At 56.6% G+C, this 12,773-nt stretch carries 8 protein-coding genes and 1 pseudogene; 4 read left to right on the top strand and 5 right to left on the bottom strand.

All coding sequences use genetic code 11. The features are described from left to right. Positions 1–45 precede the first annotated feature (45 nt). Positions 46–1,488, bottom strand: coding sequence for a multidrug DMT transporter permease (locus tag IM733_RS15320; protein WP_248917446.1), 1,443 nt, complete (start codon positions 1,486–1,488; stop codon positions 46–48). Beyond that, positions 1,488–5,909, bottom strand: a complete 4,422-nt coding sequence (locus IM733_RS15315) for an NACHT domain-containing protein (RefSeq protein ID WP_248917445.1) — start codon at positions 5,907–5,909, stop codon at positions 1,488–1,490. Before IM733_RS15315 ends, IM733_RS15320 begins: the two co-directional genes overlap by 1 nt. A 907-nt stretch (positions 5,910–6,816) precedes the next feature. Here IM733_RS15315 and IM733_RS15310 point away from each other — a divergent pair. Both IM733_RS15310 and IM733_RS15305 read left to right on the top strand, forming a co-directional pair. Then, positions 6,817–7,674 carry a hypothetical protein gene (locus IM733_RS15310; protein ID WP_248917444.1) on the top strand — a complete coding sequence of 286 codons (858 nt, stop codon included), beginning with the start codon at positions 6,817–6,819 and terminating at the stop codon, positions 7,672–7,674. Positions 7,675–8,544: 870 nt separating this feature from the next. Continuing rightward, on the top strand, positions 8,545–8,775 hold the full coding sequence (locus tag IM733_RS15305) for a hypothetical protein (RefSeq protein WP_248917443.1): 231 nt from the start codon (positions 8,545–8,547) through the stop codon (positions 8,773–8,775). A gap of 193 nt (positions 8,776–8,968) precedes the next feature. Here IM733_RS15305 and IM733_RS15300 read toward each other — a convergent pair whose 3' ends face one another. Continuing rightward, on the bottom strand, positions 8,969–9,403 hold the full coding sequence (locus IM733_RS15300; RefSeq protein ID WP_248917442.1) for a DUF1090 domain-containing protein: 435 nt from the start codon (positions 9,401–9,403) through the stop codon (positions 8,969–8,971). Between the two features lie 394 nt (positions 9,404–9,797). Then, positions 9,798–9,923 (bottom strand): annotated as a pseudogene (locus tag IM733_RS15295) (transposase domain-containing protein); the annotation flags it as partial. A gap of 501 nt (positions 9,924–10,424) precedes the next feature. Here IM733_RS15295 and IM733_RS15290 point away from each other — a divergent pair. After that, positions 10,425–10,655: a hypothetical protein gene (locus IM733_RS15290; protein ID WP_248917441.1), complete on the top strand. Its 231-nt coding sequence runs from the start codon at positions 10,425–10,427 to the stop codon at positions 10,653–10,655. A 120-nt stretch (positions 10,656–10,775) separates the two neighbouring features. Here the strand turns inward: IM733_RS15290 and IM733_RS15285 are convergent, their stop codons facing one another. Further along, the gene (locus tag IM733_RS15285; protein ID WP_283107476.1) at positions 10,776–11,372 is read right to left on the bottom strand and encodes a hypothetical protein; all 597 of its coding nucleotides are present in this window, start codon (positions 11,370–11,372) and stop codon (positions 10,776–10,778) included. Positions 11,373–11,574: 202 nt separating this feature from the next. Here IM733_RS15285 and IM733_RS15280 point away from each other — a divergent pair, with 202 nt between their 5' ends. Further along, positions 11,575–12,657, top strand: coding sequence for a helix-turn-helix domain-containing protein (locus tag IM733_RS15280; RefSeq protein WP_248917440.1), 1,083 nt, complete (start codon positions 11,575–11,577; stop codon positions 12,655–12,657). Positions 12,658–12,773: the final 116 nt, after the last annotated feature.

Raw genomic sequence — 12,773 nt, 5'->3', positions numbered from 1 at the left:
GCCAGTTGCGATAGGCCATAGCAGTTATCAACAGTGGGGGGCTCCCTAAACGAAAATAGCGCCTGCTGTCAGCACTTGGCTAAACCTGTCAAAGGTTTTGTCTCTATGCAGTGTTCTCACCTGCCAGAGATAGAACGAGCGCACCGTTCCTTCCGTTGAGGTAACCATATCCCGATAGCCAGTGCCTCGTGAAGTGAGCGCGGTACCGCAGTTGCCTCCGAAATGCATCGGGCGCGCAGCTCCCCATCCCGCATTCCAATAACAGAGGTCTGCAATGACCTGTTTGTCCACCTTAACCTCCAGCTGTCTGCCATAAGGTGTGAGCTCGACTTGGTCGGAACCTGGCAGCGTTGGCAAAAAGAGCCTCCCTGGATATAGGTCGTGCTGAAGATAGCCTATGCGGTCAAAGTCGAGCGGCTTGGCAAGTGGCCAGGCCTTGCATTTCTCATCTATTAGTTCGTCAAGATGGAGCGGCGCTAGGAGAGTCGTCGTGCTCAGTGGCTCTGGAGCCGCACTGCGAAGCATGTGGCCGTCGGACCAGAAGCTCGCCAAATGCGCGGCCAAGTCTATCTCGGTGATGATACTGCCTTGGGCTTGCGACCATCGGACAACCGAAACCTCCACGCACCTCTCCATCGACATCACGATTGGTGAGTTAAATGCGATCAGTTCGTCACCTGGCCGCGCTTCTTCCACGCGACTAATCAGAACTCGCAAGGACGCCTCGATCGCCTCGGCATCACCGTCGAAGTCGGTTGTTGCAGGGAACCAAACTGGGCGCTGAGGTCTGAGCAAGGCAAAGGTTGGATGAACAGGTAAAGCTAATAGGGCCCTTTCTACTGCCAGATCCGTTGGCATACCCCACAAATCTTCGGCGATCGTCAGGGTGCGAAGGTAGGCGGAAATCGCGCGAAGAGCAGTCCGCGAGGATAGCTGCCCAACAAAACCTTCGCCCATAGGCCGCAAGAAGTACCAGGGGTCCCCTTGGAACGGAGCGTCTGGGTAGGCGGCGCGGTTCGCCGCCCACTCAAAGGCCATCTGCCGAACGAACGGCAGCCTCGTATGAATCTCAAGCTTTCCCATGGAAGTCCTGAAGATCCGGGGCAGATCTGAGCCCTGCACGCCGTCAAAGTCCTGGGGTATCTCAAACTCCTCGGGGACCTCCTCCGGCGCTTCATCGTCGCCTTCTGCCAGCAGACCAAAGCTTTCCAGTAGGAGGTCTGAAAGGATGGATGACCTTGAGATGCTCTCAGCCAGCTTGGAGGTGGGTGAGGAGCCGTATGCTTGTAACGCCATCCAGAAGATACACAGGATTTCGACCACTTCGGCCTCAAGCTTGCGTGAGCTCAGCATTTGGAGAAGTATGGATTCGGTCTCAGCCTTCGAGGCTGGCTCCCCCAGCCTAGCTGCCAGCTCCTGCATGGCCCACCACCTTGTAGACGTCGACGGCCAGCCAAGCCGAGCAACGAGGATGCGAAGCTCGTTCATCAAGCCTCCGCCTCCGTAGAAGATACCAACTCAGCCGCCCAGCGAGGCCGCTCCAAAGGCAGGGTACGAGTGTCTTCAATGACGCAGTTAACCATCGTCTCGGCGAACCTCACAGCATCAGCGATCCGCTCTTGTCGCGCATAGAAGTAGACCATTAGTTCTGTGGGCGCTACACGTGGCGGTTCTGGGTCACTAAACATACCGTAGGTTGTCGCAGCCACAAACTCGTCGCAGCGCTGCGGATAGTGCTTGACGACCAAATCGAGCCTGCTGCAGGTTTTCTCCACGTTCTCAGTAAACCCGATCCAGCCACCGTTATGGATGTGCGCCTGGACAAGATACTTCCATGCCGCCTTTACGCCACTCAGCTTACGTCTTGTCTGAAAGGCCAGGTCGGACAACACCAAGACGTCTTTACGCCGCCCCTCTTCTGATAGAAGCAAGTCGCCCAGTGCGACGAGCAGTCGCTTTCCTTGACCAGCCTTGTCCCAATGCTGGTACCAAGTACGAAGAAGCCTCGCTTTCTCGTTGTAGCTGGTCGATAGGCTATCGAGCAATTCACCGAATTGTTCCGGCGCAAAGTTTGCGACATCGCCGGTAAAAGGCTTGCTCTCTCTATCGCTGCCGGTGTGCTCCGAACGCTGCAGCAGGCCAATGTCCCAACCGACGTGCTCTTGTAAGATGCGAAGTCGCTCCGCAGCGCTTGAGCTGCCTTCCTTTGTAAGTTGCGTTAGCGCGTCATGAACCTCAGAATGCAGTCCGGTTCGCATTAACGCGTCCAAGGGCCAACCTTCTTTGACACCTTGCTCCACATATGCACGCAGACTGTCTTCTGCCAGCGACCAGTCGCCTACGTGCGTATGCTCCCCGTACTTGACGACCAAAACTGACGGCTTTAACTTCGCAAGAAGCCGATCGGTGGCCGTTAGAACATGTCTCGTGCCCTTCCCGTCGGTGTAGTCTAAGACGTGGTGGATCTGCGAAGCGATAAGGCTGAGCAACCGGCGAGCGTCGTCTGGTGCGACATCGGCCAGATAGCCGAGAGCATCGACCGTGTTGTTAAGCGTAGGGTCCTTGCGATGCGCATAGCCGGTTGTAAGTTCCCACGTCTGCTTGCACAACTCTCGAGCGCTACTGCTCAACCCGTGTGCTAGCGCAATGGCACAGAGCTGAAGTGGTGTCTGAAGATGCACGCTGGTTTCCCGGCGGATCTCTGCATCAAGAAGTTTACGCTGGTACTGGACGAAGGCCCCCGCCGCATCGTCGCTCATCCTCGTCAGCAATCCAATCGCGTAATGGGTGCGGAAGGACGCACTGTCAAACCAAGCGCACTGCGCGGCCGCTTCCATGGTTTCTTCGGACAAAACCACGTCGTCGAAGTGGCCCAGCAAAATACTTCCCAGATGGATGTCGCAGGCAATGCGATGCAGCGCACTTTGAAAGTCCTCAGCGGCAGAGCTCTCGTCATAGCTTTGCCTGAACCTCCTGAACTCCACCGGTTTGAGCAACTCGAACAGCTCATGGAAGTCCACGAACTCTCCTCGCCACCAATGCTGCGAAACCTGCGCTGCGACCATAGAGAGTGCGTTGAGGAATTCGGTGATGTTTCTCCTTTCTTCGAAGACGGGGGCCCGCACGAACTCAAACGAGGTCTGACATTCCGCTGCCATGCACAGGCTCAGATGAACAGCGCTGAAAAACCAGTGGTGCGCGAGCGTTGCCAAATCTTCCTTGCGCTCGTAGTAATTGCCCTTGAGCCATTCAATGGGGATAGGCTCGTTCAACGGCCTGGACACCTGGGTGCAGGCCGCCTCTACAGCAGCGACTAAGGGTGTCCTGGCAAGCTCACCGAAGTCATCGCGCTCGGCGATGCTCACTCCGGCGGTCGCGGCAGCGCGAATGCATGCATCGCTGATCATGTTCTTGCTCTTACCTGGGGCGAGCAACTCAACGGCCGCCATCAAGTCATCCAAATTGCCCTCATCAACCAGCATCTGGACTCTGGGCAGCCAAACGACAGGCTCGTTTTCGGAAACCAGCCGGACCAGCGCTGTCGGGGTCGCGCCGATGGCCCCAAGCCGCGCAAATGCATCTACCAGGAACTGGAACTCATCAGAGCCAGCGCTCGACGAGTACCTGCTAGAAAAACGGCTCAAGCCTCTGAACCGACGAAGAGCTTCTTCACCGCACGTTTCGGCCAGAACCTCGTCGCCCCGAGCATGCAGGGCCAACCCGAGTGCGGCAAGACGAAGGATGTCCGTCTCATGCCTGGAGGCCACAGCCTCACGCACGACGCCCTCCTCTGCGGTAAGGACCAATGTGAATGAGATCAGCCTGGCCATGTCGTCGTTCTGTATCTGGTACTGACTGCCACCGACCATCCGTGCCTTGAGGTGCTCCAGTCTATAGGCTTCAGCAAACTCGTTGGTTTCCAGCGCTGCGACTAGAGCATCGGACAGCAGCGTGTCAAAGAGCGACTCTGGATATCCCTCCTCCAAGCGGAGCATGATCCAATCGCGGGTGAGGCCTGTTATGAGGTTCTTGGGGTTACCCAGCCTTGCCTGGACCGTCCAGAGCCAGTTAACGCGCAGTGAGGTAGGGGCAGCGCTCTCCAACCAGCTTGCGACTGCGGGCATCAGCTCGTTGATGCGTTCGGCGTAGCTTGCGGTTGCGCGCACGAAGACCGCCAGACTCTCGTGGAAAACCTTCAGGCCAGCCGCCGAAGAGTGAAGTAGATGCTCCACGTTCGTGACGTTCGGCGCTGCCGCACCGACTCTCGCGGCGATCTCTCCGAATGCTGCCCTAGGCCAGAAGAACGGGAAGGCACAGACGAGCCTCAGCGTGTCCTTGAGGCTTGGAGAAAGACCTTCCCAAAGCGATGCGTAGTAGAACTTTGCATTCTTGCTCAAATCCCCCCTCAACTGCTCGACATCCCATTTCGTCAAGTTGCGACCGGTATGTTCAAGCTCCGCGGCAGCATAGATGACGTGTAGAGGATGGCCATTGGTCTTTGTACAAAGCGCGGTTGCAGCTTCCTGCAGTTGTCTTTCCGCGCCATCCCCCCCCTCAAGGCCAGTCGTAAGCCTGCCCTCCTGAGACGCCTTGCGCAAATAGGACAATACAGCGCTCTCAGACATCGAGGGCAGCGTGCGCCACTCGGCCTTGGGCGCGAATGCAAGCAGGTCCGTTGGCAACTGGGCGTCGTCCACAGGTTGGGTACCCACGAGCAACACCATGTTTTTCGGGCATGGAATCACCTGGGAGAACACATCGTCCAGCGGCCGCTTGTCCTCAGAATTAACGCGCCAGACGTGATCCAGGCCGTCTAATACAAGCACGAATGGCTTGGCCAGTTTGCTGTAGTGAGAAGCACACGCTTCAAGGAGCGAGCGCAGGTCACTCCCTGGGGCGTGGACATCGGGATGAAACCGTTTGATCTGGGCTTCAATAGATTGCTCGACCACGTAACTGTTCACCCGGTCTCGCCCCCGCTCCGTCGTCGAGAGGAAGTAGTGGTGTCGGACCGTGGGGATGTCCCGCTCGGCGAGCGTGTCGCACAGCGCGCTTAGGTAAGTGCTCTTTCCACGGCCTGGCGGCCCCGTGAGCACGATCGCACACCCGGTAGCTCCGACGGCGTCACGGACGAACTCCCGGTGGAATGTCTCATCGGGCACCTCGTAACCCAGAGGGACAACGAAGTCCTCAGGTAAAGGGGCCGGCGGTGTCGAGCGCAGGATGGTGCGAACCTGCTCCAGCGTGATCCAACCGTTCGGAGGCGGGGAGTTCATCTGCGTCGCCCAGTTCAACGCGATGTTCTTGAGGGTGGCAATGCCCTCAAGAGTGCCGTGCTTGCGAAGTCGTGCATCGACTTCTTGTTCCAGCGTGTCGAACCCCTTGTCGCTGTGAAAAATGTGCAATTGGCTGAAGAACGCCTCGCAGTCGTGCTCGCCACCAAGCTCAGCGATGATCTCAGAACGCCTGGGCTCGGGGATCTTGGCAAAGGAGATTTTGCCGCCGTCCAGGCAAGCTTCAATATCGGCATCAGGCCGGCGGTTGGTCGACAACGAGAGAATGCCAGTACGCACCGGGTCCAGCGCCTTGAAGGCATCGAACCACTTTCGCAGCATTGACCTTGAGCGCGCAGTCTTGCCGGTCTTTTCGAGCATCCAATCCCAACAAAGCAAATGCACGTTTGCGTTCGGGGTGAACTTGACCTGCTGAAGATCTACCAGACCATCTGTACGCTCGACAACGATGTCATCCAGACCCGTCGGCGCGACGGCCTCGTCGTCGCACTCAAACTTCACACGGGTGTAGCGCGCCGGTGCGTCAAGCCAATCGCAAAGGACCCTGAGGCCTTGACGGTTCTGATAGATGTAACCTGCGGCGGTAATCGCGGTGTTCTTGATATCTTCAGACATAGGTGGCTCACCTTCATAAACTGCCAACACAGAATCGGCTCGCGCTGTGAATCTGGGGATGCGGCTGAAGGTAACAATTTGTGGGTTTAGGGTCGATAGCGGCCAACCATGGTTACACGGGAACTGTTGTTACACTGTTAGACCTAAGCGGGTGGATGAGCGTGTACCACTGTTTTAGTCTTTAAAAACAATGGGTTGCGCTCTGTTGTTACACCCGTACACCTGTTACACCGTTTTAAATTTGTAGCTATCTAGTGACCCCGTGCCCCTAGTTGATCGTGCCTTCAGCGGCTGAAGCGATGCCCCATTTCCTGATCCTGGGAGCCACCGGGGACCCTGAGAGATTCGGCTATATACGGGGCTGGGAACCCGCGGGACTTTTTTAGCAGCAGGGTGCCCAGCTTAGTGAACAGGTGAATCGGGTGAACACACCCATCTGGGTGGTGAACACAATCAACCATGCCCCAGGCGTCTGACCCTTGTCTTCGGGCGGCCGTCAACCTCGTCTACTGTCAACCTTCGTCAACCTTCGTCAACCTTCGTCAACCTTCGTCAACCTTCGTCAACCGGCCAGCCGCTAGCAAGGCGGCGCGGGTTTCCGACCCCGTGTCATAGGTATTCCTCAGGGGCCCCAGCATTCTCAAGGTTCTAGGCATGAAGCTGTAGCCGTCATTTGAGTCAAATTTACTGAGGAGCCCCCACTGCAGTCCGATTCGCTTCACGTACAATCGGAAAGGCACCATGCCATCCTGGTGTAGAAATTTGCTATCACACCTAATGTGTTGGCCAACGCTACGCTGCGGAGTATTGTTTTTGTGCTGCTCAGGAGGGTAGTTCGGAAGCCCTTGGCGGGAAGTGGTACGTAGAAGAAATTTATTTGTAGTGGGTCTATAGAAAAGGAAGGAATGTGACTTTAGTAGTTGGGTGGGTAAGGACAACAGCACAAGGTGCTCAGGAACTTGTTTTTGCTTCTGACAGTAGGCTGAGTGGTGGAGGGTCATTAGATTGCTGCCCGAAAATAGTTCAACTTCCTAGGGGTGATAGCATTCTGGCCTTCTCTGGAGATACATACTTTGCCTATCCCATACTTCATCAGATAAGTGAGTCAATTAGCTCTTTTCGCCCGCTAGCAGACGGTGTTGTAGATTACGTGCATCTAAGAAGTCATATCCTAAATATAATGAATGGAATGTATTCACAATTTAGTGCTTACGTGAAAGGCTTTGAAAAACCTGATACAGGCTTTTTGCTGGGAGGATACTCTTGGTTTCACAAAGAGTTTTATATTGACAAAATATCCTTCAGTAAGGGAGAAAACAAATTTTTGTATCGTCCATGCTTCAAGGGTATCGGCAATTTTGGGAAAGTTCTTTTTTCCGGGGATTGGGATCGAACAGCCTACAAAAAACTTTTAGAGTTGCTTAAACAAAGATATGGCCATGAAGCTGTATCGAAAGAAAGTACTTTCAAGCAAGCCTTCCACATGGAGCCATTTGAAGTATTAAGGGATTGCCTTAGAGGGGCCGGCTTGGCTGATAGTATTGGCGGGGCGCCGCAACTAGTTGCAGTGGCGCAGCATATGAACTCTAGGCAGACCGCAATTTATTGGCCCAATAAAGAAAGTGGTCAAGTATTTCTTGGGGGTAGACCAATTTTTGATTGCGAAAAAATTGATAGTTGGATCATGGATCCTGACTCATTTGACAAAGACCACCAAACTATTCAAGTCAACAAGGTAGCTGGCATGTTGGAGTCAGCAGGGTAATGGGCAAGCTCCATCCCTATGATCTGGTATAGAGCCCACTTAAACTCCGCAATCAAAAGTAGAGTCAGAGCAACCCATCACTAAAGAACGGCTACGACCGAGCGCCAGCAAGTCGTGCAATCGCCTGGCAGAGAGTCCGCAACTGGAGCCAACAACCGTTACCGAGTGTCCCTAGCACCCAAAACAGGCCTCAGCCCCGGATTTTTTAGTGCATCCCAGTCTTCCTCGGGGCGGCCTAGGCAGATTTCTATTTAGGGATACGTTAAGTGATTTCGAATCGCCATTTCCTTATAATCCGTGGCCTTCTGGTGCTATATTCGATTCCTGTCTCCGCACCGTTCTTCGTAGACCTTGATCAAGCCTCGTTCATCTGCGCCGGACCGGCCTGCTGAGGAGGCTAATCTAAGCGCCCTTGTGTTGTAGGCAGTTTCCCGCATCATCCATCGCCTTTTCCTAACCATCCTAAGCTTGCATAAGCAGGCCCTAAGGAATAAATTCCCCCCGTCGCCGAAGCATCGGCGACGCGACCTTGGCCGGTCGGAATCGAAAGGCGCAACAGCGCCCAGTCTCCATCGCAGGCGCTTTTTTGTGCCCGCGATGTTGCGTCATGGCGGTGGTGCGCGGGACACCTTCGGGTGTGCCGGGCCCCTTTCGTCCCGGTCGGCCAACCCGCGTACTGCTGCCACCTAAACTTGCTTGGCCGCGAGCGGTGGCAGTTCCACAACGAAAGGAACTCATGCATGACCACCAAGATCCTGAGGATCCTCGCATCCGCTCTCCGCCGCCCAACCCCCGCGGCCACCCCGTCCCAAACCTTCTACCCAATTGACAGCCAATCCCTCGCCACCCACGCCAACCGGGAGGTGCCCCGTGCTTGACCACGAACGCCTGTCTACCCTCCAAAGCTACGTCTGGACCCTCGAACTGCTCGGCGAGGCGCTGGTCCAGCATGACGAAGTGCTGGAGTGCGAGCACAACCCGCAGCTGAGCTTCCGCAACACGGCGGGCATTCATCAGGCGATCCGGATCATCAGCCGGTTGGCCAGCGAGCAGTTCGGCAAGCTGGAGGCGATGAAAGAAGAGGGTGTTTCTAGCGAATGATGCCACGCATCATGGAAGGAAAAGGGAATGGATTTATTTCTCTGGTAAGCCAAGAGGTGAAAGCGCGAGAGAATAAATCTGTCCCCTTTGACTTCTTCCGATGTATCGTTCTTAAGGTGCACTAGCCCGTCGGTTACGACTTCCTGATGATAGTGTTTTACAAACTCAGTGTGTGACTTCAGATACCAACCCCTCAACTATCACCCGGAATCGCTTGTGCCTCTCGCAGTACGGTCGCTATTTCATTCAAGTCATCCTGTTTTTCCTGCAATTTCCTTCGAGCCTTGGCAATCTTTCTGGGGTTGCCCGTGGCTTGAGCTTCGCGCAGTTTGGTCTGGGCTTCTCGTACGTCGTCCTGTTGATCGTGCAGTTTGCTTTCGAGTTTCACTACTCTCTTCTCCACGCTCGTGATCTGACTGACATAGCTGTGGTCAACACAATAGGCGTTTGTTCTACTCAGTGCCCTTTCCAGTCCTGCCACGCGGTGGGTATTTCCGTACTTCTCCGCTTGCAGGATCTGATATTCAATGGCAGCACGTTTATGTGCGCAATCAGCAGAGGCCGGACTAGAGACTACTGCCCCCAAGGTGAGTACTAACGGAAATACAAAGTTTGTCAGTTTTTTCATAGTTGAAGTCCTTGGAAAACTCAAAAATAGGGAAATTGTCCCACCTCCCGTTTATTGGGTGCGCTCAGGTATGCCTGCAGATCCGACTCCACCCAAGCTTTCGCAGCCAGGAGCGGCGAGGCTTTGAGGCAACTGCTGGAGCACCAGCAGCTCATCATCATGACCTTAGAATGAATCGCCCATAGTTCCCTAGACATAAGGAAATCCTGAAAAAGACTTCCCAAATCTGGTGAAATACGCCGACCCCGTTGCCCGAGTTTTCGGATGAAGCAGATGAACTTCACCGACGTCGAGTACGCCGGTAAGCGCAAGCAAACCCGCAAGGAGTTGTTCCTGATCGAGATGGATCGCAAGCGCTCCATAAACCCCACCTTTTAAAAGTCGGGGTGGTGCGTCAGCGATGCACGTGGGGCACGCAGTTCAACGGCAGAAGGGCGTCGTAAGCCTCAACTGAGGACACCTGCGGCAGGCGTTCCAGTGCGTGGCGCAGCCACGCATAGGGCTCTTGGCCGTTGGCTTTGGGCATAGACATGCCTTTCCTATGGGAGGCGATCCTCCTAGAAGAACTATCTCTCGACGTTTTCGGAAGTTTCCTTCAGTCGTAACCGTTGCGAACCGATCCGCCGTAGAGATAGATTCTCCAAGTCGCAGTAAAACCTGCGGCCAGGTGTAGGAACCTGCTGGTAAACTTGGCGCACGCACTAGGCGCCCCATCACAACGGCTGGCGCCTTTTTTGCGTCTGCTGCGATGTCATGGCGGCTGTGCGTGGGCAGGCTTCGGCCTGGCCGGGTTCCAAGTTTCCCGGTATTCCTACCCCACGCACAGCTGCCACCCAATCCCGTAGGAAGGATCGTGGTAGCTCCAATCTCAAACTTGGAGTCTCATGCATGCTTATTCGCATTCTGAGCAGGATCCTCGCATCCGCTCTCCGCCGCCCAACCCTTGCGGTTACCCCATCCCCAACCTTCTACCCGATCGATAGCCAGTCCCTTGCCACCTGCGCCAATCGGGAGGTGTCCCATGCCTGACCACGAACGCCTGTCTACCCTCCAAAGCTACGTCTGGACCCTCGAACTGCTCGGCGAGGCGCTGGTCCAGCATGACGAGGTGCTGGAGTGCGAGCACAACCCGCAGCTGAGCTTTCGCAACACGGCGGGCATTCACCAGGCGATCCGGATCATCAGCCGCTTGGCCAGCGAGCAGTTCGGCAAGCTGGAGGCGATGAAAGAAGAGGGTGTTTCTAGCGACTGATGCCGCGCATCATCGGGGCCGCTTTGCGGCCCTATTGTGTGGCGTGCCCTGATCAGGCACCACGTGATCCGTCGCGGCTTTCGAGAACGTGCCTGGCCGGCAACGCGCCGCTAGACGGCCCTACCAGAACCACCCGCCCCGCGACAGTTCCTGCTCGCAACTCCGGTACTGCGCCCCAAACACCGAAGCCCGCGCCTGAACCTTCTGCGACACGTTCTTCAGCCACGGCTTGGCGTCGTAGCTGCGGTTGCGGTAGCCGCCCCAGCCTTCGTGGTAATTCAGGTACTGGCCATAGGCGTCCCACTTGGACACGCCATTCACCTGCTGGCTCTTCTGCATGTACCAGCCCATGAAGTCGAGCGCGTCGGCGAAGTCGTCGCGGGCGGCGCCCCAGCCGCCGGCATCGCGCTTGTAGTCGGCCCAGGTTTCGTCCTTGGCCTGGGCGTAGCCGTAGGCGCTGCTCACCCGGCCCCAGGGGATGAAGCCGAGGAAGTAGTAGCGCGGCGGCAGGGCGTCGTGCTTGAACGAGGACTCCTGGTACATCATCGCCATCGGCACCTGCACCGGCGCACCCCAGCGCGCCTGCACCTTCAACGCCGCCTCGTGCCATTTCGGCTTCTCGCGGAAGATCTCGCAGAGGTTGTCGGGGTTGGCCGGGGGCTTGGTGGCGCAGCCGGCAAGCAGCAGGAGCAGGGCTGGCAGCAAGGGCCGAAGCATGGCGGGTTTCCTTTGGCAGACGTCGGGGGCGCAGGTTGCTGGCGCTTTATACAGGCTTTGGTGATGCATATGAATCAGCGGCCGGTTGCGCGATGCGAGCTGGACACGGTGGGACGGTCGTCGCCCATGTCTCGACGGGTAAGCGTATCGGGTTTATATTTCTTTGGAATTTTATGGAATCGTAAACCGAGGGAGACAGCCGATGATCGGCGAGCGGCTCAAACGTGCCCGCGCTGCTGCTGGCCTGTCGATGCAGGCGCTAGGTGATCAGGTGGGCGTGAGCGCCAACATGATCAAGAAGTATGAGCATGACCAGAGCATGCCCAGTTCCGGCGTGCTCGTGCGTCTGTGCAAGGCACTGTCGGTGCGCGCCGAGTACTTTTTCCGCCCTGCCAAGGTTGAGCTGGCGGGTGTCGAGTATCGCAAGCGTTGCAGCACGCCCAAGGCGATCCTCAAGCGCATCGAGGCCGATGTGCTGGATCAGGCGGAGCGTTGGCAGGAACTGATCAATCTATGGCCGAACTATCCAGTACAGGCATTCAGCGCGCCGGCAGGGCTGCCCGCACAGTTGGACTCGCTGCAGGCGGTCGACAACCTGGCGGATCAGGTGCGGCAGCTGTGGGGCCTGGGGTCGAGCCCGATTCCCGATTTGATCGACGTGCTGGAGACGCACGGGATTCTGGTGATCATCACCCAGGTCGATGCGCAGGCGAAGTTCGATGGCTTGCAAGCCAGTGTGGCGGGGCAGCCGGTCATCGTGGTGTCGGCGGACTGGCCGGGTGACCGACAACGCTTCACCTTGGCCCACGAACTTGGTCACTTGCTGATGCACGGTCGGTTGGCCGAAGGGCTGGACGAGGAAAAGGCCTGTATCCGTTTTGCCTCGGCATTGCTGGTGCCGGCCAGTGCCATGCGGCAGCATCTGGGCGTGAAACGCCACATGCTGGAGGTGCGCGAGTTGTATCTGCTCAAGGCGGAATTTGGCCTCAGCATGCAGGGTTGCCTGTATCGCGCTGGCGACCTGGAGATCATCCCGCACGCCGTGCGTGAGCGGCTGTTCATGGTGTTCGTCAAACAGGGCTGGCGCAAGCAGGAGCCGGGGGCTGCGTACCGCCCGGAAACCACGCGGCTGTTCCAGCAACTGGTCTACCGCGCGCTGGGGGAGGGGATTGTCGGCGAGTCCAAGGCGGCGGAGCTGCTGGGCATGACGGTCTATCAGTTCCACCAGGCGCGCAAACTGGAGTTACTGGATGTAGCTGCTCTGAGTGGACATACCAAGGACTGACCCAAGGTAACGCTTGGTTTCCTTGTGTGATTTGGCCATGTCGAGGATGTGTGGTGTTAAGTGATTTTTTGTGCTGTAAACCTGAGCAGTTAACAAGTCAAAAAAATGGTTAACAG

This window comes from Pseudomonas entomophila (assembly GCF_023277925.1).
GTDB classification, from domain to species: Bacteria; Pseudomonadota; Gammaproteobacteria; order Pseudomonadales; family Pseudomonadaceae; genus Aquipseudomonas; species Aquipseudomonas entomophila_D.
Note: the sequence above shows the minus strand (reverse complement) of the source record. Positions and strands in the feature narration are given on the sequence as shown.

What these genes read in the sequence shown, in the direction of transcription:
- IM733_RS15285 (WP_283107476.1), bottom strand. Translation starts at nt 11,372, where the DNA reads ATGCTTCGGCCCTTGCTGCCAGCCCTGCTCCTGCTGCTTGCCGGCTGC.
- IM733_RS15300 (WP_248917442.1), bottom strand. Translation starts at nt 9,403, where the DNA reads ATGAAAAAACTGACAAACTTTGTATTTCCGTTAGTACTCACCTTGGGG.
- IM733_RS15315 (WP_248917445.1), bottom strand. Translation starts at nt 5,909, where the DNA reads ATGTCTGAAGATATCAAGAACACCGCGATTACCGCCGCAGGTTACATC.
- IM733_RS15280 (WP_248917440.1), top strand. Translation starts at nt 11,575, where the DNA reads ATGATCGGCGAGCGGCTCAAACGTGCCCGCGCTGCTGCTGGCCTGTCG.
- IM733_RS15290 (WP_248917441.1), top strand. Translation starts at nt 10,425, where the DNA reads ATGCCTGACCACGAACGCCTGTCTACCCTCCAAAGCTACGTCTGGACC.
- IM733_RS15320 (WP_248917446.1), bottom strand. Translation starts at nt 1,488, where the DNA reads ATGAACGAGCTTCGCATCCTCGTTGCTCGGCTTGGCTGGCCGTCGACG.